The sequence below is a fragment of the Thermomonas fusca genome, from assembly GCF_005862345.1.
GTDB lineage: Bacteria > Pseudomonadota > Gammaproteobacteria > Xanthomonadales > Xanthomonadaceae > Thermomonas > Thermomonas fusca.
In genome coordinates, this window is sequence record NZ_SROY01000002.1 from 476656 (window position 1) to 500292 (window position 23637).

A 23637-nucleotide genomic window follows, 5' to 3' on the forward strand; every position below is an offset into this window, starting at 1 on the left:
ATCACGCCCGCAGCTGCGGGCGTGATGGCATGGCTTCAACTGGAAAACGCTGCGGCTTACTTGCTGCCGCCGCGCGGGCCGCGGTTGCCGCCGGCCGGACGCGGCCCGCGCGGGCCATTGCCGGGGCCATTGCGGTTGCCGCCCGGGCGCGGGCCGGCCGGACGCGGGCCGGCTGGACGCGGGCCGCCCGGACGCGGGCCACGCGGGCCACGGGCGTCACCGTGGCCGCTGCCGCCGTACGGGTTGAAGCCGCCGCCGTGGGCATGGTCGGACGGAAAGTGCGGGGCGTTGCCCGGATGGCCGTAAGGCTTGGGCGCGCGCTGCGGACGCGCTTCGCCGGCACCCGGGCCGCCTTCACGGCGCGGGCCGCGCTCACCGAACGGCTTGGGGCCGCGAGCGTCGCCGCCGAAGCCGGCACCGGGTCCGCGCGGCTTGCCGCCGCCGGGGCGGCCAGCGCCGCCGCTGCGTTCGCCGAACGGCTTGTCACCGAACTTCTTCGGGCCGCGCTGGCCGGGGTTGCGGTGGCCGGACGGGCCGGTGTCCACGCCATCCGGCACGAACCAGGTGCGCATCGCCGCCGGATTGTCGCCGCGCTGCTCGCCGGGCTTCATGCGCTGGCCGGGCTGGCGCGGGCCTTTCATCTTCAGGTGCTTGTCACGCTGCGCCGCGGCCATCTCGCCGCTGACGGTCAGGCCGCCGGGCTTGCGGGGGGCGCCGCGGCGACCGCGATCCTCGCGGAAGGCGTCGAAGCGGCGCAGTTCGCGGCCTTCGTCTGCGGTGGTGTGACCGCCCACGTAGCCGTGGCCACGGGCGTTGCCGGTCACCACGGTCTTGCCAGCCTTGCGCTGGCCCAGCACCGGCATCAGCGTCAGCGCGGACGGCGCGCCGTCTTCCAGCCCCACCGCCTTGCGCAGCGCCTCGACCTCGGCCTGCGGCAGCTCCTGCGACTGTCCGCGCAGCAGCGGTTGCGGCAGGCGCACCTGGCCGTAGCGGATGCGCTTCAGGCGGCTGACCTGGCAGCCCTGCGATTCCCACAACCGGCGTACTTCGCGGTTGCGGCCTTCCTTCAACAGCACCCGGAACCAGTCGTGGCTGCTTTCCTGCGGGGCATTGGCGCCGGTCACGCGCTCGATCTCGTCGAACTTGGCCGGGCCGTCCTCCAGCGCAACTCCGCGGGCCAGCCGGTCCACCAGCTTGTCGGACACGCTTTCCTCGCCTTCCGGCGCGCGCACGCGGCAGACGTATTCGCGTTCCACCTCGTGGCTGGGATGCATCATCGCGTTGGCCAGCTCGCCGTCGGTGGTGAGCAGCAGCAGGCCGGTGGTGTTGATGTCGAGCCGGCCGATCGCGATCCAGCGCGCGCCCTTCAGCGAGGGCAGTGCGTCGAAGATGGTCGGGCGGCCTTCGGGGTCTTCGCGGGTGGTCACTTCGCCTTCCGGCTTGTTGTACATCAGCACGCGCGGCGGATCGGTCAGCGCGCTGGCCACGAAGGTGCGGCCGTCGATCTCGATCTTGTCGCCGCCGGTGATGCTCATTCCGGTCTGCGCGACCTCGCCGTTGACCTTGACCAGGCCCTCGGCGATGCGTGCTTCCAGCGCGCGGCGCGAGCCCAGGCCGGCCTGCGCCAGCACCTTGTGCAGGCGTTCGCTGATCTGCGGGGTGGCGGCGGTTTCGGTGGCGGCGCGCTTCAGGCTCAGCGGGCGGCGGGTCTTGGAATCTTCATTGCTCATGTGCTTGCTCCGACGATGCGCGGCTGTCAGCCGAGGGATTCGCGTCGTCTCCGTGTGGGTCTTGGTTGGGTTGGGGTTGTTCGGGCAGAGCGTGTACGGAAATGGGGTCCGAGACCATTTCCCCATCGCTGTCTTCGTTCGGGCTTGCTTGGCTGGAAATGTTCTCCGACCCCGTTTCCATCCCGGCCGGAATGGCCGGGGCAAACGGAAGCTGCGGTTCCAGCTCGCCGATCTCCTTCAGTTCCGACAGCGGCGGCAGTTCGTCCAGCCGCTTCAGTCCGAAGTAGTCCAGGAAGGTCTTGGTGGTGGCCAGCAGCTCGGGCTTGCCGGGCACGTCGCGATGGCCGACCACGCGGATCCACTCGCGCTCTTCCAGCGCCTTGATGATGCTGCTGTTCACGGTGACGCCGCGGATCTGTTCGATCTCGCCGCGGGTGATGGGCTGGCGATAGGCGATCAGCGCCAGCGTCTCCAGGGTGGCGCGGGTGTACTTGGTCTGCCGCTCGGTCCACAGCCGCGCCACCCACGGGTGCACGTCGGCCTGGATCTGGAAGCGCCAGCCGGAGGCGACTTCAACCAGCTCCACGCCGCGCCCGTCGCAGCCGGCCTGCAGCTCGCGCAGCGCGGTTTCCACGCTGTCCTCGGGCGCCGGTTCGTCCAGCGGGAACAGGCCCTTCAGCTGCACCAGCGTCAGCGGCTGGCTGGAGGCCAGCAGCGCCGCTTCGACGATGCGGGTGACAAGGGATTGGTCGATTTCGGTCATGCATTCGGCCCGGTTGCGTCATCGAACTCGCTGGAAAGCTCGTCCAGCGCGGGCGCGTCTTCGCCCGTGGTCAGCGACTTCACGTAGATCGGCGCCAGCGGCCGACGTTCGCCTTGGCGAACGTCCACAGGCTCGTCCTGCACGATGTCGATCAGCTGTTCCTTGGCCAGGGTGAGCAGGCCGAGGAAGGTGACCACCACGCCCAGCTTGCCTTCCTCGACCGTGAACAGCGATTCGAAGCGGTGGAAGGCGCCGCCGGCCAGCCGCTCCAGCAGTTCGCCCATGCGCTGGCGCACGCTCAGCGCGTCGCGCTTGATCGCGTGCTGGGTGTACAGCTCGGCGCGCTTGAACACGTCGTGCAGGGCCAGCAGCATTTCCTTCAGTTCCACCGGCGGCGGCAGCCGCACCGCGGCGCGATCGGGCAGGTGGGCCGTGGCCACGCTGGTGTCGCGGTCCTGCCGCGGCAGGGTGTCCAGGTCCTCGGCGGCCTTCTTGTAGCGCTCGTACTCCTGCAGCCGGCGCACCAGGTCGGCGCGCGGGTCGTCTTCCACGCCTTCCTCGCTGGGCGGGCGCGGCAGCAGCATGCGCGACTTGATCTCGGCCAGGATCGCGGCCATCACCAGGTATTCGGCGGCCAGCTCGAAGCGCATCTCGTGCATGGCCTGGATGTAGTCCACGTACTGCCGGGTGATCTCGGCGACGGGGATGTCGAGGATGTCCAGGTTCTGTCGGCGGATCAGGTACAGCAGCAGGTCCAGCGGACCTTCGAAGGCGTCGAGGATGACTTCCAGGGCGTCCGGCGGGATGTAGAGGTCCCTCGGGATTTCCACCACCGGCTGCCCAAGCACCATCGCCAGCGGCATTTCCTGCTGCTGTGGCGCGGCCTGCTGTTCGGGGCGCATGCTCGGATTGTGGGCGGGGGCATCGGCCGCCGGGCCGCTGCTGGATTCGGATGTCATCTGGTTTGCGGCCCCCTCCGGGCCACGGCATGTGTCGATGGCCGTACCGGCCGGGTCACCTTGCGCCTGCAGCAATCCGCCACTGCGCGCATGCACCCGGCCAGCGGGCGGCATCGGAACGGGTGGCGGGAGGCCGGATCGGCGGGTGCGGGACGGCGTGGAGCGCCGGATGGCCGCACCGGCCGCGGGATCGGGCCTTACACGATCGGTCAAGGGTACGGGCTGCCGCCGCGGCTGTCCACTGGCCGCCCCTACAATGGCGGTAACGGTTCATGGAGGGCGGATGCGATGTGGTACGTGATCGAGGGCTACGACGGACAGGACGTGCTGGCGCGGCGGCAGGCGGCGCGGGCGGAACACCTGGCGCGGCTGCAGGCGCTGCGCGACGAGGGCCGGCTGCTGCTGGCCGGTCCATGCCCGGCCATCGACGCCGAGGATCCGGGCCCGGCGGGCTTCTCCGGCAGCCTGGTGGTGGCCCGCTTCGATTCGCTGCAGGACGCCCGCGCCTGGGCCGATGCCGATCCCTACTGCGCCGCCGGCGTGTACGCGCGGGTGGACGTGCGCCCGTTCCGCAAGGTGCTGCCGTGAGCGGCGGCTGGAGCGAGGCCGACATTCCGCGCCTGAACCCGGCGCGGGTCGAGCGCATCCGCGAGCTGCTGATGCAGGCGCTGTCGCCGCTGTCGCTGGAGGTCAGCGACGACAGCCACAGGCACGCCGGACATGCCGGCGCCCGTGGCGGGCAGGGGCATTTCGGCGTCGACATCGTCAGCGCCGCCTTCGCCGGCAAGCTGCCGCTGGCCCGGCACCGGCTGGTCTACGCCGCGCTGGGCGAGATGATGCAGACCGACATCCACGCCCTGGCGATCCGCGCGCGAACCCCCGACGAGGTCGCATAGCGCCGCTATACTCATCTGTCGGCATCGGGTTGCCGCAGAGTTTCCCTTAGATAAAACAATGGTTTAGGGGATCGATTCAGTCCAATTTTCCAGCGGCGCGGGTTCGCGCCGCCAAGGGTTCACCGACGCGCATGCGCCTGTCCACCATCAAGCTGTCCGGCTTCAAGTCCTTCGTCGATCCGACCACGCTGCACCTGCCGACCAACATGACCGGCATCGTCGGTCCCAACGGCTGCGGCAAGTCCAACATCATCGACGCGATCCGCTGGGTGATGGGCGAGAGCGCCGCCAGCCGCCTGCGCGGCGATTCGCTGACCGACGTGATCTTCTCCGGCAGTTCGGCGCGCAAACCGGTGTCGCAGGCCAGCGTGGAACTGGTGTTCGACAACAGCGACCACACCATCACCGGCGAATACGCGGCGTTCAACGAAATCTCGGTCAAGCGCACGGTCAGCCGCGACGGCCAGAGCGGCTACTACCTCAATGGCGGCAAGTGCCGTCGCCGCGACATCACCGACCTGTTCCTCGGCACCGGTCTGGGACCGCGCAGCTATTCGATCATCGAGCAGGGCATGATCTCGCAGGTCATCGAGGCCAAGCCCGAGGAACTTCGCGTCTATCTGGAAGAGGCGGCCGGCATCTCCAAGTACAAGGAGCGGCGGAAGGAAACCGAGACCCGCATCCGCCACACCCGCGAGAACCTGGACCGCCTCAACGACCTGCGCGAGGAAGTCGGCAAGCAGCTGCAGCACCTGGCGCGGCAGGCCAAGCAGGCCGAGCAGTACACCGCGATCCAGGCCGAACGCCGGGTCAAGGACGCCGAATGGAAGGCGCTGGAGTTCCGCGCGCTGGACGCCCGCCTGCAGGGACTGCGCGAAAAACTGGCGCGCGAGGAAACCCGGCTGGAGCAGCTGATCGCCGAGCAGCGCCACGCCGAAAGCGAGCTGGAAACCGGGCGCGAGCGCCGCGAAACCGCCAGCGACGCGCTCAATACCGCGCAGGCCGCGGTCTATCAGGTGGGCAGCACGCTGGCGCGGGTGGAACAGCAGATCGCCCACCAGCGCGAGCTGTCGGTGCGGTTGCAGCGCGCCCGCGACGAGGCGCAGGCAGCGCTGGCCGAACTGGGCAGCCATATCAGCGGCGATCAGCAGAAGCTCGACGTGCTGCGCGAGGCGCTGGCCGACGCCGAACCCCGGCTTGAACTGCTGCAGGAAGAAGACCTGCTGCGGCAGGACGCGCTGCGCGAGGCGGAAACCCGGCTGGCCGACTGGCAGCAGCGCTGGGACACGCACAGCCGCGACCAGGCCGAAGCCGCGCGCGCCGGCGACGTCGAGCGCACCCGCATCGAACACCTGGACCGGCAGATCCTCGACGCCGACCGCCGCCGCCAGCAGCTGCGCGAAGAGCGCGCCGGACTGGATCTCGACACCCTCAGCGATGCCTTCGAGCAGCTGCAGCTGCAGCACGAAACCCAGAAGGAATCGCTGGAGTCGCTGACCGGTGAAGTGGAAACGCGCAAGCAGGCCAGCGGCGAGGTGCAGGAGCGCCAGCGCGCTGCCCAGTCGGAACTGGCCGAACTGCGCAAGCAGGCGCAGGGCGCGCGCGGCCGCCTGTCTTCGCTGGAAACCCTGCAGGCGGCGGCACTGGGGCAGGAAAAAGGCGCGGCCAAACAGTGGCTGGAAGCGCATGGCCTGCACGATGCCGCCCGCGTCGGCGAACGCCTGCAGGTCGAGGCCGGCTGGGAAAATGCGGTCGAAGCCGCGCTGGGCCAGCTGATCGAAGCGGTCATCGTGGAGGCGCCGGAGCAGCTGGTCGATGCGCTGGGCGAACTCGGCGAAGGCCGGCTGGCGCTGGTCGCCGGCGCCGCCGATGACACCAACTATCCCGCCACCTCGCTGGCGGCGAAAGTGCAGGGCCCGCGCGCGATCCGGCGCCTGCTGGCGCGGCTGCACGCCGCTGACACGCTGGCCGATGCGCGCGCGCTGCAGGCCACGCTGGGCGAGGGCGATTCGGTCATCACCCGTGGCGGCGAGCGGCTTGGCGACGGTTGGGTGCGCATCGCCCGTTCCGGCGCGGCCAAGCAGGGCGCGCTGCTGCGCGAGAAGGAAATCCAGAGCCTGCGCGGCGACATCGAACAGCACCAGCAGCGCGAACGCGAACTGGACGCCGCGCTGATCCAGCTGCGCGACGCCCATCTGGCGGCCGAGCAGCAGCGCGAGGACGCGCAGCGCCAGCTGTACATGGCCCATCGCAACGTGTCGGAACTGGCCGGCCAGCTGCAGAGCCAGCAGGGCCGGCTGGAGAACGCGCGCAACCGCATCGCCCGCATCGACGGTGAGCTGGCGCAGCTGGGCGAAGCGCTGGAGGCGAACAAGGAACAGGCCGCCGAGGCGCGCATCCGCATCGACGACGCGCTGGGCCGGATGGGCAATCTGGAGTCGGCGCGGCAGACCCTGGAAAACGAGCGTCGCTACCTCACCGACAAGCGCGAGGCCGCGCGCACCGCCGCCCGCGAGGCCCGCGACGCCGCCCACGCGCTGGCGCTGACGCTGGAATCGCAGCGCGTGCAGGCGGTGGCGCTGGCGCAGGCGCTGGAACGCATGGGCGGCCAGCGCGGCCAGCTGGATTCGCGGCTGGGCGACCTGGCCGCGCAGATGGCCGAGGGCGACGCGCCGGTGCAGACGCTGGAAGCCGAGCGCCAGTCCGCGCTGGAAGAGCGCGTGCGGGTGGATCGCGAGCTGGCGCAGGCGCGCTCGCTGCTGGAGGGCGTCGACGCCGATCTGCGCCAGCACGAGCAGGTGCGCCAGCAGCGCGATGCGCAGGCGCTGGAGCAGCGCGAGGCCATCGGCCAGCGCCGCCTCGACCAGCAGGCGCTGGCGCTGAAGGCCGAGCAGTTCACCGCGGCGGTGGTCGAGGCCGGCTTCGTCATGGACGAGGTTCTGAACACGCTGCCGGAAAACGCCGACGCGGGCGCGTGGGAGCGCACGGTTGGCGAGCTGGACGGCAAGCTGCGGCGGCTGGAGCCGGTCAACCTGGCCGCCATCGCCGAACATGCCGAGGCCGCGCAGCGCAAGGAATACCTGGATGCGCAGGACGCCGACCTGACATCTGCGCTGGATACGCTGGAAGAAGCGATCCGCAAGATCGACCGCGAAACCCGCGGCCGTTTCAAGGACACCTTCGACCGTGTCAACGCCGGCGTGCAGGAGCTGTACCCGCGCCTGTTCGGCGGCGGCCACGCCTATCTGGAACTGACCGGCGACGACCTGCTGGACACCGGCGTGACGATCATGGCGCGGCCGCCGGGCAAGCGCGTGTCCAACATCACCCTGCTGTCCGGCGGCGAGAAGGCGATGACCGCGGTGGCGCTGGTGTTCGCGATCTTCCGCCTCAACCCCGCGCCGTTCTGCCTGCTGGACGAGGTGGACGCGCCGCTGGACGAAGCCAACGTCGGCCGCTTCACCGCGATGGTCAGCGAGATGAGCGAGGCGGTACAGTTCCTGTTCGTGACCCATAACAAGGCGACGATGGAAGCAGCGCGGCAGCTCTCGGGCGTGACCATGCGCGAGCCGGGCGTGTCGCGCCTGGTATCCGTCGACCTGGCCGAGGCCGCGCGCCTGGCCGGCGCCGCATAACCTGTTTCGTGGAGATTGCCTGATGTCGGACATGACCCTGCTCCGGATCGGCATCGCGGTGGCGATGTCGCTGCTGCTCGGTGCGATCATCTTTTTCGGCCGCAGCCGCAAGGACGGGCAGGGCCGCCGCGTGCCCCGCGAGTCCGCGCGCGACGCCGCCGACCGCGCCGAGCCCTCGCTGGGCGAACAGCTGGCCGACAGCTGGGGCGACGCCGAGGTCGAGCAGGAGGAACTGCCGTTGGCCACCGGCGCGCCGCAGAGCGAGCTGGGCCGGCGCCCGGGCGAACAGTTCGATCGCATCATCTCGCTGTACGTCGCCGCCAAGGCCGGCAACAAGCTGCGCGGGTCCGACATCGTGGTCGCCGCCGAGAAGGCCGGCCTGACCTTCGGCTACATGGACGTGTTCCACCGCCTGGTGGACGGCCGGCCCGAAGCCGGCCCGATCTTCAGCGTGGCCAACATCATTAAGCCTGGCAGCTTCGACATGGCGCGCATCGCCGAGGTCGAAACCCCTGCCATCGCCTTCTTCCTCACCCTGCCGGCGCCGCTGCCGGCACTGAACGCCTGGGAAACCATGGAGCCCGCCGCGCAGCGCATGGCCGACCTGCTGGACGGTGTGGTGCTGGACGAGGAGCGCAGCGCGCTGGGCCGCCAGCGCATCCAGCACATCCGCGACGAACTGCGTGCCTACGACCGCCAGAACGCCGCGCCGCCGCTGGGCAAGACGTCGCGCTGGTAGCGCCGGCCTGTCCGGCCCGGATCCTCCGTTGTTGCAGGGACACACACAAAGCGGGGACAGGCCATGGCGTGGAAGAAGGTCGAGAGCTACAGCTTCGGCTACAAGCCGAGCGACAAGAGATACTGGCTCTACTACACCCTGGAAGGCTCGTCGGCGACCACCCAGGTGTTCCTCAGTCCCACCCAGTTCACCGCCACCGCCGCGCTGTTCAACGCCAGCAGCGCGCTCAGCTACGAAACCACCGGCGGGTACTTTTCCAGCGCGCCGCGGATGCTCTGAAACCCACCTCGATTCCGGGTCGGACTTTGGTGGGCTTGGGCTTGGCGTGATCGACCGGGGCGAATGCGGACAGAGCCGGAACCCGCCACCGTCCGTTGGCGCTCACCGCGGCAACGCTAAAATCGCGGCATGACCGCCACCCTCGCCGAACGCGCCGCCGAGCTGCGAAAGAAGCTGGAAGACGCCAGCTACCGCTACCACGTCCTCGATGCGCCGGATATCCCGGATGCGGAGTACGACCGCCTGCTGCGCGAGCTGGATGAACTGGAGGCCGCGCACCCGCAGCTTGCGACTGCCGATTCGCCCACCCGGCGCGTTGGCAGCGCGCCATCGGGCAGGTTTGCCGAAGTCCGCCACGCCATCCCGATGCTGTCGCTGGGCAATGCGTTCAGCAACCCCGATCCGAAACCTGGTGAAGACCCGGACAAGGAAGTGCGCGACTTCGTGCGCCGCATCGACGAGACGCTGGATCGTGGCGAGCTCGCGTTTTCCGCCGAGCCCAAGCTCGACGGCCTGGCGATCAGCCTGCGCTACGAGCATGGCGTGTTCGTGCAGGGCGCCACCCGCGGCGACGGTGCCAGCGGCGAGGACGTGACCGCGAACCTGCGCACGCTGAAGGCGATTCCCCTGAAGTTGCGCGGCAGCGGCTGGCCGGAGGTGCTGGAAGTGCGCGGCGAGGTCTACATGCCGCGCGCCGACTTCGAGAAGTACAACGAACACGCGCGCCTGCACGGCGGCAAGGTGCTGGCGAATCCGCGCAATGGCGCCGCCGGTTCGCTGCGCCAGCTGGACCCGGCCGTCACCGCGCAGCGGCCGCTGAGCTTCTTCGCCTACGGTATCGGCGAGGTTGCGGGCGGCGCGCTGCCGGCCACCCATTCGGCCACCCTGGCGTTGCTGCGCGAATGGGGGTTCCCGGTCAGCGACCTGGCCACGGTGGTGCAGGGCGTCGAAGGGCTGCTGGCCTATTACCAGCGTATCGGCGCCGCCCGCGACGGCCTTGCGTTCGACATCGATGGCGTGGTGTACAAGCTCGACGACTACGCCGGCCAGCGTGAGCTCGGCTTCGTTTCACGCGCGCCGCGCTGGGCGATCGCGCACAAGTTCCCGGCCCAGGAACAGATGACCGTGCTGGAGTCGATCGAAGTCAACGTCGGCCGCACCGGCGCGGTGACGCCGTGGGCGCTGATGACACCGGTGCAGGTCGGCGGCGTCACCGTCACCCGCGCCACCCTGCATAACGCCGACCACGTGGCGCGGCTGGACGTGCGCAATGGCGATACGGTGATCGTGCGCCGCGCCGGCGACGTGATCCCGGAAGTGGTGCAGGTGGTGCTGGAACAGCGCCCGCCGGGCACGCAGCCGTGGTCGATGCCGACGCGCTGCCCCGTTTGCGGCGCGGAGGTGGTGCGCGAGGAGGGCGCGGCGGTGTGGCGCTGCTCGGGTGAACTGAGTTGCCCGGCGCAACGGGTGCAGGCGGTGTTCCACTTCGCCTCGCGCCGCGCGATGGACATCGACGGCCTCGGCGAGCGCTACATCGAATCGCTGGCCGAATTCGGCTACCTGCAGGACGTGTCCGACCTGTACCGGCTGACGCTGGATGACCTGCTGGAAATGAAGCGCCGCGTGGACGAGCGCGACGGCTCCATTCCAGAGACGGTGAAGGCCGGGAAGGTCGCGACCAAGTGGGCCGACAACCTGATCGAGGCGATCGACCGCAGCCGAGAGACGACATTGGCCCGCTTCCTGTACGCGCTCGGCATCGAACACGTCGGCGAAAGCACCGCCAAGGCATTGGCGCAGTGGTTCGGCGACCTCGAGCTGATCCGCCACCTGCCCTGGCCGCTGTTCAAGCGCGTGCCCGACATCGGTGGCGAAGTCGCGCGCGCGCTCGGTCATTTCCTCGACCAGCCCGGCAACCAGCAGGTGATCGACCGCCTGCTGGCGCGCGGCGTGCGCATCACCGATGCGCGGGCGCCGAATCCGAAGCTGGCCGAGGCGCTGGACCTGGCGACACTGCTGCTGGACCTGGAAATTCCGAAAGTCACGGACCTGCGCGCGGCCCAGCTGGGCCGCGCATTCGCCGACGCGCAGGCGCTGCTGGATGCGCCGGTGCACAACCTGGTCACCGCCGGCCTGCCGGCCGAGACCGCCGGCGCGCTGGTTGCGTGGCTGGAGATCGAGGCCAACGCCGGCCTGCTGCTGCGCACCGCGCAGGCGCAGGCGGAGCTGCGCGCGCGCCTGCCCGAGCGCGGCGCTCAGGCGGCGGGACCACTGGACGGCAAGACCGTCGTGCTGACCGGCACGCTGGTGTCGATGGGCCGCGACGAAGCGAAGGAGAAGCTGGAAGCGCTGGGTGCGAAAGCGGCCGGCAGCGTGTCGAAGAAGACCTCGTTCGTGGTGGCTGGCAGCGAGGCGGGCTCCAAGCTGGCCAAGGCCGAGGAGCTCGGGATCGAAGTCTGGGACGAAGCGAAGCTGCTGGCGTTCCTGGCGCAGCACGCATGAGCTGGGAACCGACCGCGCTGCCTGACGCGCTGCGCCTGCGCGCCGCCTTCAACCGCCTGGTGCGCGAATTCTTCCACGCCCGCGGCGTGCTGGAAGTGGAAACCCCGGTGCTGTCGCTGGCTGGCAATACCGAGCCGAACATCGCCTCGTTTTCGCTGCAGTTTTGCGGCCGCACCGACGGCGCGCCGCGCACGCGCTGGCTGCGCACCTCGCCCGAGTTCGCGCTCAAGCGCCTGTTGGCGGCGGGCATCGGCGACTGCTACGAATTGGGCCGGGTGTTCCGCGACGGCGAGGCTGGCGGTCGCCACAACCCCGAATTCACCATGCTGGAGTGGTACCGGATCGGCTGGAACCACCTGCGCCTGCTCGACGAAACCGTGGCGCTGGTGCGCGCCGCGCTGGCGCTGGTCGGGCGCGACGCCGCGCCGGTGGTCACGACCTTCCGCGATCTGTACTGGCAGCGCCTGCAGCTGGATCCCCTGACCGCCGACATCGACACCCTGCGCAACGCGTTGGGCGAGGTGCGCATCGATCCCGACGGCCTGACCCGCGACGACTGGCTGGACCTGCTGATGACCCATCGGCTGCAGCCGCTGTTCGGCAACGACGTGCTGCTGGCGGTGCACGACTGGCCGGCGTCGCAGGCGGCGCTGGCGCGCATCCGTGCCGAGGATCCGCCGGTGGCGGAACGCTTCGAGCTGTATCTGGGCCCGCTGGAGCTGGCCAACGGCTACCACGAGCTCCGCGATGCGCGCGAGCAGCAGTTGCGTTTCGAACGCGATGTGCAGGTGCGCGCACAGCGCGGCCAGCCGGCGATCCCCCTGGATGCCGCGCTGCTGGCGGCGCTGGAGCACGGCCTGCCGGCCTGCGCCGGGGTGGCGCTGGGGGTGGACCGGCTGCTGATGTCGTTGTTGGGCACGCCACGCATCGCCGATGTGCTGGCATTCGATTTCGCCCGCGCCTGAGCGCGAAGGCAGCCGAAGCTAAATCTGAATGCGTCGTGTCCATACGCCTGGCGGACGCGCTATTTTTGCCTGCGGTTAATCCGGCGCGCCTACAGTCGGAGCCGTGAATCGTGCCCATGCCGGGCCGAGCCAGGAGGAGCCAGCCCATGCGTAGCCAGCTTGTCATTGCCATCGCCCTGTTCGCCGGCTCCGCCGCGGCTCCAGCTGCCGCCCAGTACTACGGCGGCGACGGCTATCGCGATCAGGTCATCCGATGCGAATCCAACGACGGCCGCACCCGCGAATGCCCCACCGGAGGTGCGCGGGCGATGCTGGAAAGGCAGCTATCAAAAGCGCCGTGCATCGAGGGCCGCAGCTGGGGTTCCGCGCGCGGCAGCGTGTGGGTGTCGCAGGGATGCCGCGCCGACTTCCGCCTGACCGACCGGGGCGGTGACCGCTATGGCCGGGACGACCGATACGGGCAGGGCTACGGCAACATCGTGCGCTGCGATTCCAACGATGGCCGCTACAACCGCTGCGCGTTCCCCGGTCGCGGACGCGCTGAACTGGTGCGGCAGTTGTCGCGTTCGGCCTGCATCGAGGGCCGCAGCTGGGGTACCGAGCGCGGCAGCGTGTGGGTGTCGCAGGGCTGCCGCGGCGAGTTCGCGGTGCGCCGCGGTGGCAGCTGGGACCGCCCGGATTACGGCTACGGCGGCCGCATGTTCCGCTGCGAATCCAACGACGGGCGCTACGTCGAATGCGCGGCCAACACCCGCGCCGGCGTGCAGCTGGTTCGCCAGCTGTCGCGCGCGTCCTGCATCGAAGGTCGCAGCTGGGGCTATGGCCGCAACGGCATCTGGGTGGCGCAGGGCTGCCGCGCCGAATTCCGCAGCTTCTGATCGCAGCGGGCGCGTGACGGCATCGCGGGGTGCGCAGGCACCCCGCGATGGCCGTGGTTAAATGCGGGCATGAACGATTCCGCCATCGATTACGACCGCTACGACCACGTCCGCCCGATCCGCTGGAACGGCGAGACGCTGGAATTGCTGGACCAACGCGTGTTGCCGTTCACCGTGGTCCACGAGATCTGCCGCAGCAGCGACGAGGTCGCCGAAGCGATCCGCGCGCTGACCGTGCGCGGCGCGCCCGCCATCGGCATCGCCGCGGCCTGGGGCGTGGTGTTGGCCGGCCGCGGGCTGGAAACCGCCGATGCGGCCGAAGCTTCGCGCCTGCTGGAGCCCGCCATCCAGCGACTCAACGCCGCCCGCCCCACCGCCGTCAACCTGGCCTGGGCACTGGCGCGCATGGGCGACGCGCTGGCTGCGCTGGATCCGGGCGACGACTGGCGCGCGGCGCTGGAGAACGAGGCGCTTGCCATCGAAACCGAGGATCTGGCCGCCAACCGCGCGATGGGCCGCGCCGGCGCCGCGCTGATCGCGCCCGGCAGCGGCGTGCTGACCCACTGCAACACCGGCTCGCTGGCCACCGCCGGCTTCGGCACCGCGCTGGGCGTGATCCGCGCCGGCGTGGCCGACGGCCGCATCGCGCGCGTGTTCGCCACCGAGACCCGGCCGTGGAACCAGGGCGCGCGGCTGACCGTGTGGGAACTGGCGCAGGACGGCATCGACGCCACCCTGATCGCCGACGCCGCCGCCTCGCACCTGATGAAGACCGGACAGGTGCAGTGGGTGGTGGTGGGCGCCGACCGCATCTGCGCGAACGGCGATACCGCCAACAAGATCGGTACCTACCAGCTGGCCATCGCGGCCCGCCACCACGGGCTGAAGTTCATGGTGGTGGCGCCGTCCTCCACCGTCGACATGGGCACGGCTTCCGGCGAGTTGATCGAGATCGAGGAGCGCGACCCGGCCGAGCTGCTGTCGTTCCGCGGCAAGCGCGTGGTGGCCGACGGCGTGAGCGCGTGGAATCCGGTTTTCGATGTGACCCCGCATGCGCTGATCGACGCCGTCGTCACCGAAAAAGGGGTGGTCGAACGCCCGGACGCGGCGCGCATGCGGGCGCTGTTCGGCGCCTGAGACGCGGCTTTCGCAGCGTTCCCGTGATCGGGCGGGCGGCGTGGACTTCGCCCTCTTGGCCGCGATCGCGCTTCAGGCACCGGGAAATGCCGCTGCGGGGCGACGCATGGCGCCCTGGAAGCCGCGCAACTGCTTGATTTCCGATGGAATCGGGGTGCTTTAAAGGCACCCGGATGGTATGATTCCGTGTTGTTGATATTCCCGCCGGACGCACTTGCGGAACAGGTTTCCGCTGGTCGCCTGCGGGCCGGAATTCACGATAGGCACCACCACGAAAAACGGACGCACGATGGCCGAATCCGCCAAGGAAATCATCCCCGTCAAGCTGGAAGACGAGATGCGTCGCAGCTACCTCGATTACGCGATGAGCGTGATCGTGGGGCGCGCGCTCCCGGACGTCCGCGATGGCCTGAAGCCGGTGCACCGCCGCGTGCTGTTCGCGATGAATGAACTGGGCGCGCACAGCAACAAGCCGTACTACAAGTCGGCGCGCATCGTCGGTGACGTGATCGGCAAGTACCATCCGCACGGCGACCAGTCGGTGTACGACACGCTGGTACGCATGGCGCAGCCGTTCTCGCTGCGCTACCTGCTGGTGGACGGGCAGGGCAACTTCGGTTCGGTCGACGGCGACTCCGCGGCGGCGATGCGCTACACCGAGGCGCGGATGGCGCGGCTGAGCCACGAGCTGATGGCCGACATCGACAAGGACACCGTCGATTTCCAGCCCAACTACGACGAGAAGGAACTGGAACCCACGGTCATGCCGACCCGGTTCCCGAACCTGCTGGTCAACGGCTCGGCCGGCATCGCGGTGGGCATGGCCACCAATATCCCGCCGCACAATCTGGGCGAGGTGGTGGACGCGCTGCTGGCGCTGATCGACGACCCGCAGATCGACATCGACGGGCTGATGGAATACATCCCCGGCCCGGATTTCCCCACCGCCGGCATCATCAACGGCGTCGGCGGCATCCACGTCGCCTACCGCACCGGCAAGGGCCGGGTGCGCATGCGCGCCCGTGCCGACATCGAAGTGGCCGACAACGGCCGCGAGTCGATCATCGTCACCGAGATCCCGTACCAGGTGAACAAGGCGCGGCTGATCGAGAAGATCGCCGAGCTGGTCAAGGAGAAGAAGCTCGAGGGCATCAGCGAACTGCGCGACGAGTCCGACAAGGACGGCATGCGCATCTATATCGAGGTCAAGCGCGGCGAATCCGCCGACGTGGTGCTGAACAACCTGTACTCGCAGACCCAGATGGAGTCGGTGTTCGGCATCAACATGGTGGCGCTGGTCGATGGCCGGCCGCGGCTGCTGAACCTCAAGCAGATCCTCGAGGCCTTCGTCCGCCACCGCCGTGAAGTGGTGACCCGCCGGACCATCTTCGAGCTGCGCAAGGCGCGCGCGCGCGCGCACATCCTCGAAGGCCTGACCGTTGCGCTGGCCAACATCGACGAGATGATCGAGCTGATCAAGAGCTCGGAGAACCCGGGCGTCGCCCGCGAGCGCATGCTGGCGCGGCGCTGGCAGCCGGGGCTGGTGGGCGCGCTGCTGGCCGCCACCGGCGCCGAGGCCAGCCGGCCGGAAGACCTGCCGGCCGGCGTGGGCCTGCAGGCGGATGGCTACCAGCTGACCGAGACGCAGGCCCAGCAGATCCTGGAAATGCGCCTGCACCGCCTGACCGGGCTGGAGCAGGAGAAGCTGACCGACGAATACCGCCAGCTGCTGGAAGAAATCGCCGGGCTGATCCTGATCCTGGAAAATCCGGACGTGCTGCTGGAGAAAATCCGCGAGGAGCTGCGCTTGGTCAAGGCCGAGTTCAACGACCCGCGCCGCAGCGAGATCCGCGCCTCCGAGGAAGACCTCGACATCCTCGACCTGATCGCGCCGGAAGACGTGGTGGTCACGCTGTCGCACGCCGGCTACGCCAAGCGCCAGCCGGCCACCACCTATCGCGCGCAGAAGCGCGGCGGCAAGGGCCGCAACGCGGCGGCGACCAAGGACGAGGATTTCATCGACCAGCTGTGGCTGGTCAACACCCACGACACCCTGCTCACCTTCACCAGCCACGGCCGCGTGTTCTGGCTGCCGGTGTACCAGCTGCCGGAGGCCGGGCCGAACGCGCGCGGCCGCCCGATCATCAACTGGATCCCGCTGGAAGAAGGCGAGAAGGTGCAGGCGGTGCAGCCGGTGCGCGAGTACGAGGACGGCAAGTACGTGTTCTTCGCCACCCGCAACGGCACGGTGAAGAAGACCCCGCTGACCGAATACGCGTTCCGGTTGGCGCGCGGCAAGATCGCCATCAACCTGGCCGAGGGCGATGCGCTGGTGAACGCCGAGCTGTCCGACGGCACCCGCGACATCATGCTGTTCGCCAGCAATGGCAAGGCCGTGCGTTTCGGTGGCGACAGCGTGCGCCCGATGGGCCGTACCGCCACCGGCGTGCGCGGCATGAAGCTGGCCGACGGCGAGGAAGTGCGCAGCCTGATCGTGGTGGATGGCGACGGCGACGTGCTGACCGCCAGCGAGCGCGGCTTCGGCAAGCGCACCCCGATCGACGAGTTCCCGAAGAAGGGCCGCGGCACCCAGGGCGTGATCGCGCTCAAGACCAACGAGCGCAACGGCGCGCTGGTCGGCGCCATCCAGCTCACCGAACGCCACGACGTGCTGCTGATTTCCGACGGCGGCACCCTCGTGCGCACCCGCGCCGCGGAGATCGCCCAGGTCGGCCGCAATACCCAGGGCGTGACCCTGATGCGGCTGGCGGCGGACGAGAAGCTGCAGGCGATCGAGCGCCTGGATGCCACCTTGGACGACGAAAGCAGCGACGGCGCGGAAGATCCCGTCGCCTGAGTCCTGGCGCCGGGCCGACGAGGCCCGGCGCGCGCGCGGCTGCCACTCCGTGCTTACATCGGCTAGCCTGTCCCCTTCCCGCACAGGATGCAGCGGGATCCAGGACGTGCAACGGGGCCGGTGGAGTCGCGGATGGATGCTGTGGGATGGGTGGCGGTAGCGGGCACGGTGGCGGTGCTGGCCGGGATCGGCGCATGGTGGTCGTTCCATGCCGATGCGGCGGATCGGCGCCCGACAATCGATCCTGCGGATGCGCAGGATGACGACGAAGACTGGCCGCCGACAGATGCCGGAGACGTTGCCGACCCCGGGATCCCGCGCGGTCGCACGCTGGTGCGCGAACTGTATGCGCTGGCGGTGGACACCAAGACCGTCGGGGCCGCGCCAGTGGCGGTTGCGCCGGAGGAAGCAGCGTCCGCGCATGCGGCCATCGCCGCGGCCTGCGCCAACCTGCTGTCGCGGACGCAGTTCCAGGCCCGGCACATGCCGCGCCGGCCTTACCTGCTGCCCAAGCTGATGCGGGCGATCAACGATCCCGACGTATCGCTGGAACACATCGCGCGCATCGTCAGCGAAGACCCTGCGCTGTCGGCCAACCTGCTGCGCATCGCCAACAGCCCGTTTTACCGGATCCAGGAAAAACCGGTCGAAAGCCTGATGCGCGCCGCCACCCTGCTCGGGCTGGACGGGCTGCGCCCGGTCATCGCCGCGGCCTTGGTGCAGCCGGTCATGCAGACCGGCGAAGGCCCGCTGGGCCGGCTGCCCGGGGTGATCTGGGAACACACCCAGCTGGCCTCTGACGTTGCCGCCGGCATGATTCGCGGCGGGCGCGGGCAGGAGGACGCATTCGCCGCGCAGATGGTGGGGCTGCTGCACGGGCTGGGCGCGATCATGGTGGCGCAGGTGCTGCGCGACAACTACGCGCTGCACCCGCACCTGCCGCCGGACCCGCGCACCGTGGCCCGCGTGCTCGACGAACAGACGGCGCCGATGGCGCACCGCATCGCGGTGTCGTGGGAGCTGTCCGAGCGGATCGGCACCGCACTGGATGCGCAGCGTGCGGACGGAATGCCGGCCGATCCGCTGGGGCGGGCGCTGCGCGCCGGGCGGCTGGCGGCGGCGCTGGCGATGCTGGCCCGGCAGGGGAAATTCAGCCGCGACGAAGGCCTGGCGATGCTGGAGGCATGGGCGCAGCACCGCCGGATCCACGCCGATTTCGCCGGCATGTGGGAGCGCCTGCTGGTCTGACCGCGCGTCCTGCGCCGGGCGTTCCGCGCCGCGCCATCCTGCGTGCCAGCCCGCGTAGGCCCCCTATACTCGGCGCGATCCCACGGAATGGATATCGCGATGATGCGTGCACGGACCTTTCTGCCCGCGCGCCTGCTGGCGCTGCTGTTGCTTGGGCTGCTGGCGACGGGAATTGCCGGCTGCAAGCGCGACCCGGGCGGGCAACTGCCGGCTCCCAGCGGCGAGGCGATCAAGGCCGAGCGCGCGAAGATCACCGGCTTCGCGGTGGCGCGCGCCTGGCCCGACCAGCGCCCGGACGGGCTGGCGGTGGCGGTGGAGTTCTCGCGCCCGCTGGTGGGCACCCAGGATTTCGACAAGCTGCTGGTGATCGATGCCAAGGGCGACGGCCAGAGCGGCTGGGCGCTGTCCGACGACGGCAAGACCCTGCGCTTTCCCTATGTCGAGGCGAACAAGCACTACACGCTGCGGATTTCCGCCGCGCTGACCGCCGCCGACGGCAGCAAGCTGGGCAAGGATCTGGAACTGAAGGTGTTCACCGGCGAGCTGGAACCCGCGGTGGGTTTCGCTTCGCAGGGCAGCGTGATCCCGGCGAAGGAATCGCGCGGGCTGCCGGTGGTGTCGGTGAACGTGGACGAGGTCGACGTCGAGTTCCTCCGCGTGCGCGACGACGCGCTGCCGAAGTTCTTCGCCGACTACCAGCGCGGCGGCCGTCGCGGCAGCTGGGAGCTGGACCCGTCCTGGTACGACCCGGACGATGCGGACAGCCGCGCGCCGATCGGCAAGCTGGCCGAACCGGTGTACGTCAACCGCTTCGTGCTGGGGGGCGAACGCAACGAGCGGGTGCTGACCTACCTGCCGCTGCAGGACATCGCCGAGCTGCAGAAGCCCGGCCTGTACTTCGCGGTGATGAAACAGGCCGGCAGCTTCAAGGGCGAGTTCGACGTCGCCTACTTCAGCGTCAGCGACATCGGCCTGCACGCGCGCGCCTACAAGGACAAGCTGTTCGTGCATACCGCCTCGCTGGCCAGCGGTGCCGGCCTTGCCAACGTCGAGCTGCGGGTACTGGATGCGCGCGGCCAGCCGGTGTTCAAGGGCAGCACCGACGGCAACGGCAACGCGCTGCTCGACTACCGGCTGGACGCCGGGCACGTGCTCACCGCGCTGCGCGGCAAGGACATGTCGATGCTGCCGTTCAACCAGCCGGCGCTGGACCTGTCCGAATTCGCCGTGGCCGGGCGCGAGCAGGCCTGGTTCGACGTGTTCGCCTGGTCGGGCCGCGACCTCTACCGCCCGGATGAAACCGTGCGCGTCTCCGCGCTGCTGCGCGACTTCGACGGCCGGCCGGTGCAGGCAAAGGGCGGCAAGTCGCAATCCCTGTTCGTCCGGCTGAAACAGCCGGATGGCAGGACCTTCGTCGAGTCGCGCATCCAGCCCGGTGCGCAGGGCTACTTCCGCTTCGAGAAAACCATCCCGGTCGAAGCGCCCACCGGTCGCTGGCAGGTGGAGTTCCGCACGGATCCGGCCAGCAAGGAGGCGGTGCAGGGCATGAGCCTGCGCATCGAGGAGTTCCTGCCGGAGCGGATGAAGCTGGACCTCGGCAGCGCGGCGCCGATCCTGCGCCCCGGCCAGCCGCTGGCGCTGCATGCCAAGGGCGCCTACCTTTACGGCGCGCCGGCCGCCGGCAACCGCTTCACCGCCAAGCTGACGGTGCGGGTGGACCAGCACCCGCTGGAGAATCTGAAGGGCTGGTTCTTCGGCGATCCCACCGTGGCGCTGCCGAAGGACGCCGCGGATGCCATCGATGCCGAGCTGGATGCGAAAGGCGAGCTGCGCAAGGACATTCCGCTGCCCGAGGAAGTGAAGGGCACCACGCCGGTGCAGGCCATCGTGGCGGGCAGCCTGTTCGAGTCCGGCGGCCGCAGCGTCAACCGCAGCCTCGTGCGCACGCTGTGGCCGGCCGATGCGCTGGTCGGCGTGCGCCCGCTGTTCGACGACGAGGACGGCGCCAATGCCAATGCGAGCGCCGGCTTCGAGCTGATGCGCTACGGCAGCGACGGCCGCCCGCGGCCGGCCGCCGGGCTGAAGGTGTCGCTGGTGCGCGAACTCCGCGACTACCACTGGAGCCACGACGAGGACAGCGGCTGGCGCCACGATTTCACCCGTCGTTTCCAGACCGTGGAGACGCGCAGCATCGACGCCGGCGCCACCGCGGCGCGCATCGACTTCCCGGTGGAGTGGGGCGACTACCGGCTGGAGGTGTTCGACCCGGCGACCAGGCTGACCATGCGCTACCCGTTCCGCGCCGGCTGGGGCTGGGGCGACGAGAACCGCGGGCTGGACGCGCGCCCGGACAAGGTCAAGCTGGCGCTGGACAAGACCGCCTATCGCGCCGGCGACAAGCTGAAGGTCACCCTGACGCCGCCGCATGCCGGCAAGGGCGTGGTGATGGTGGAAAGCGACCGCATGCTGTTCGTGCAGTCGGTGGATGTGAAGCCCGGCACCGTGGTGGAAATCCCGGTGACGCAGGACTGGGAACGCCACGACGTGTACGTGACCGCGCTGGTGTTCCGCGGCGGCAGCGCGTCCAGCAAGATCACCCCGGCGCGCGCGGTGGGCGAGGCCTTCGTGCCGATGGACCGTCGTGACCGCCGCATCGCCGTGGGCCTGGCGGTGAAGAAACAGGTGCGCCCCGAGCAGCCGCTGCAGGTCACGCTGAGCGCGCCGCAGCTGGCCGGCAAGACGGCCTACGCCACGGTGTCGGCGGTGGACGTGGGCATCCTCAACATCACCCGCTTCCCGGTGCCGGATGCCGGCGCGCATTTCTTCGCCCAGCGCCGCCTGGGCGTGGATGCGTACGACATCTACGGCCGGGTCATCGAGAGTTTCGACGGCGGCATCGCCAAGCTGCGCTTCGGTGGCGACATGGCGCTGGCCGCGCTGCCGCAGGCGCGGCGGCCGACCGCGCGGGTGCAGACGGTGGACCTGTTCGCCGGGCCGGTGAAGCTGGACGCCAGGGGCACCGCGCGCGTGTCGCTGCCGGTGCCGGATTTCAACGGCACCCTGCGGGTGTCGGCGCTGGTCTATGCCGATGCGCAGTACGGCAATCGCGATGCCGAAGTGGTGGTGCGCGCGCCGATCGTCGCCGAGGCCAGCATGCCGCGCGCGATGGCGCCGGGTGATCGCGGCATGGTCAGCCTGGACATCACCAACTTCACCGGCAAAAGTGGCGAGTTCAAGGTGCAGCTGGACGGGATTGGCCCGGCCGCGATCGGCGAGGCCAGCCGCACGCTGAAGCTGGCCAGCGAAGCCAAGTCCACGCTGAGCTTCCCGCTGACCGCGCAGGAAGGCTATGGCGTGGCGCAGGTGCGGGTGCGGGTGGATGGCAACGGCTTCAAGGTGGACCGCAGGTACGACCTGCCGGTGCGCGCGGGCTGGCCGCAGGTGCTGCGCTCGCGCACGCAGGTGCTGGGCGCGGGCGAGGCGGCATCGATGGATGCCGGCCTTGCCGAAGGGCTGCTGCCGGGCTCGGTGCGTGCGCGCATGCTGGTCAGCGCGCTGCCGCCGATCCCGTTCGGCGCCGCGCTGAAGGGCGCGCTGGACTACCCCTATGGCTGCGCCGAGCAGACCACCAGCAAGGGCTACGCGGCGCTGGCGCTGGATGCGGAAACCGCCCGGCGCTTCGGCGTGGCCGGGCTGGACGCCGGCAAGCGGCGCGCGCGCATGGAGGGCGCGTTCGGCCGGCTGGCGTCGATGCAGGCGGGCAACGGCCATTTCTCGATGTGGGGTGACGACGACAACGTCGATCCCCTGCTGACGCCGTACATCGCCGAGTTCCTGCTGGACGCGCGCCAGGCCGGCTTCGTGGTGCCCGAGGCGGTGCTGCAGAAGGCGCTGCAGCGGCTCAGCGAAGACCTGCTGTCCGGAGGCAACGAGTTCTACGGGCGCAGCCACCGCCAGTACCTCAAGTTCGCCTACCAGACGCATGCCGGCTACGTGCTGGCGCGGGTCAACCGCGCGCCGCTGGGGACACTGCGGGCGCTGTACGACAACGACCGCAAGCAGGCGCTGAAGGGGCTGCCGCTGGTCCACCTCGGGCTGGCGCTGTCGATGCAGGGCGACAAGGTGCGCGGCGGCAAGGCGATCGCCGCCGGCTTCGCCTTCGAAGGCGACCGCCACGACTGGCTGGGCGATTACGGCACGCCGCTGCGCGACATGGCGCTGATGATCGCGATGACCCACGAGCGCGGTTATGCCAGGCCGGCGTTCGATGCCAAGGTGATCGAGGTCAGCCGCGAACTGGATGCGCGCCGTCGCGCGTCGTCGTGGTTCTGGCTGAGCACGCAGGAACAGATCGCGCTGGCGCGGCTGGGCAAGGCGCTGCTGATGGACGTGAAGAAGGAGGTGGCCGGCAAGCTGGTCACCGGCGGCACCGAGGAAGCCATCGCCAAGGCGCGCAGCTTTGCCCGCGACGTCGATTACGCCACCCTGGCCAAGGGCCTGCGCTTCCTGCCGGCCGGCGAGCCGCCGTTCTACGCCAGCCTCGACGTGGCCGGCGTGCCCCGCGCCGCGCCTGCGCCGGATGCCAGCGTGATCAAGGTCGAGCGGGCGCTGTTCGGCACCGACGGCAAGCCGTGGGCGCCGCGGGCGCTGAAGGAGGGCGAAGCGCTGATCGTGCGCGTTGCCGTCACGGCAGACCGCGACATGCCGGACGCGCTGCTCACCGACCTGTTGCCCGCGGGGCTGGAGATCGAGAACTTCAACCTCGGTGATGCCAAGCAGTGGGCCGAGGTGGTGGTGGACGGCATCGGCATCGGCGAGCGTGGTGACAGCGTCAACCTGCGCCACGAGGAGTTCCGCGACGACCGTTACGTGGCGGCGCTCAAGCTGGACGCGGGCAGCACCGCCAAGCTGTTCTACCTCGTGCGCGCGGTCACCCCCGGCAATTACACCGTGCCGCCGCCGCTGGCGGAGGACATGTACCGGCCGGCGCTGCGCGGGGTGGGCAAGGCGGTGCCGGAGCGGATCACGGTGGTGCAGCCCTGAGGCCGC

At 69.9% G+C, this 23637-nt stretch carries 14 protein-coding genes and 1 pseudogene; 12 read left to right on the top strand and 3 right to left on the bottom strand.

The window, feature by feature from the left end; translation table 11 throughout:
• Positions 1-56: 56 nt before the first annotated feature.
• From E5S66_RS06460 to E5S66_RS06470, 3 genes and pseudogenes are all read right to left on the bottom strand, one after another.
• Positions 57-1730: a pseudouridine synthase gene (locus tag E5S66_RS06460; protein WP_138348450.1), complete on the bottom strand. Its 1674-nt coding sequence runs from the start codon at positions 1728-1730 to the stop codon at positions 57-59.
• A gap of 205 nt (positions 1731-1935) precedes the next feature.
• Positions 1936-2493: pseudogene (gene scpB, locus E5S66_RS06465) on the bottom strand (SMC-Scp complex subunit ScpB); the annotation flags it as partial.
• Complete coding sequence (locus E5S66_RS06470) at positions 2490-3395, bottom strand: segregation and condensation protein A (RefSeq protein WP_138348451.1); 906 nt, start codon at positions 3393-3395, stop codon at positions 2490-2492. The gene E5S66_RS06470 and the pseudogene scpB, both read right to left, overlap by 4 nt.
• Before the next feature lie 345 nt (positions 3396-3740).
• On the opposite strand from E5S66_RS06470, the gene E5S66_RS06475 reads away from it, so the two are divergent.
• The 12 genes from E5S66_RS06475 (at position 3741) to E5S66_RS06530 (ending at position 23631) form a co-directional block, all read left to right on the top strand.
• Positions 3741-4040: a YciI family protein gene (locus E5S66_RS06475; protein WP_138348452.1), complete on the top strand. Its 300-nt coding sequence runs from the start codon at positions 3741-3743 to the stop codon at positions 4038-4040.
• Positions 4041-4111: 71 nt separating this feature from the next.
• The gene (locus tag E5S66_RS06480; RefSeq protein WP_138348713.1) at positions 4112-4348 is read left to right on the top strand and encodes a BolA family protein; all 237 of its coding nucleotides are present in this window, start codon (positions 4112-4114) and stop codon (positions 4346-4348) included.
• 131 nt (positions 4349-4479) lie between these two features.
• Positions 4480-7983, top strand: a complete 3504-nt coding sequence (gene smc / locus E5S66_RS06485; protein ID WP_138348453.1) for a chromosome segregation protein SMC — start codon at positions 4480-4482, stop codon at positions 7981-7983.
• Between the two features lie 22 nt (positions 7984-8005).
• Positions 8006-8722, top strand: coding sequence for a cell division protein ZipA (gene zipA / locus E5S66_RS06490; protein WP_138348454.1), 717 nt, complete (start codon positions 8006-8008; stop codon positions 8720-8722).
• Positions 8723-8785: 63 nt separating this feature from the next.
• A complete protein-coding gene (locus tag E5S66_RS06495) occupies positions 8786-9001 on the top strand; it encodes a hypothetical protein (RefSeq protein WP_028839930.1) in 216 nt (71 codons plus the stop codon).
• A gap of 129 nt (positions 9002-9130) precedes the next feature.
• Positions 9131-11503 carry an NAD-dependent DNA ligase LigA gene (ligA, locus tag E5S66_RS06500; RefSeq protein ID WP_138348455.1) on the top strand — a complete coding sequence of 791 codons (2373 nt, stop codon included), beginning with the start codon at positions 9131-9133 and terminating at the stop codon, positions 11501-11503.
• Positions 11500-12468: an EF-P lysine aminoacylase EpmA gene (gene epmA / locus E5S66_RS06505; protein ID WP_138348456.1), complete on the top strand. Its 969-nt coding sequence runs from the start codon at positions 11500-11502 to the stop codon at positions 12466-12468. The genes ligA and epmA overlap by 4 nt, the downstream gene beginning before the upstream one ends.
• Before the next feature lie 146 nt (positions 12469-12614).
• Positions 12615-13346 (top strand): DUF3011 domain-containing protein, encoded by a 732-nt coding sequence (locus E5S66_RS06510; protein ID WP_138348457.1) that lies wholly within the window; start codon positions 12615-12617, stop codon positions 13344-13346.
• Between the two features lie 69 nt (positions 13347-13415).
• Positions 13416-14483, top strand: coding sequence for an S-methyl-5-thioribose-1-phosphate isomerase (mtnA, locus tag E5S66_RS06515; RefSeq protein WP_028839934.1), 1068 nt, complete (start codon positions 13416-13418; stop codon positions 14481-14483).
• A gap of 289 nt (positions 14484-14772) precedes the next feature.
• On the top strand, positions 14773-17340 hold the full coding sequence (gyrA, locus tag E5S66_RS06520) for a DNA gyrase subunit A (RefSeq protein ID WP_028839935.1): 2568 nt from the start codon (positions 14773-14775) through the stop codon (positions 17338-17340).
• Positions 17341-17472: 132 nt separating this feature from the next.
• Entirely contained in the window at positions 17473-18588 is a 1116-nt protein-coding gene (locus tag E5S66_RS06525; RefSeq protein ID WP_171033490.1) for an HDOD domain-containing protein, read from the top strand.
• Positions 18589-18687: 99 nt separating this feature from the next.
• Positions 18688-23631 carry an alpha-2-macroglobulin family protein gene (locus tag E5S66_RS06530; protein WP_138348459.1) on the top strand — a complete coding sequence of 1648 codons (4944 nt, stop codon included), beginning with the start codon at positions 18688-18690 and terminating at the stop codon, positions 23629-23631.
• The last annotated feature ends 6 nt before the right edge of the window (positions 23632-23637 follow it).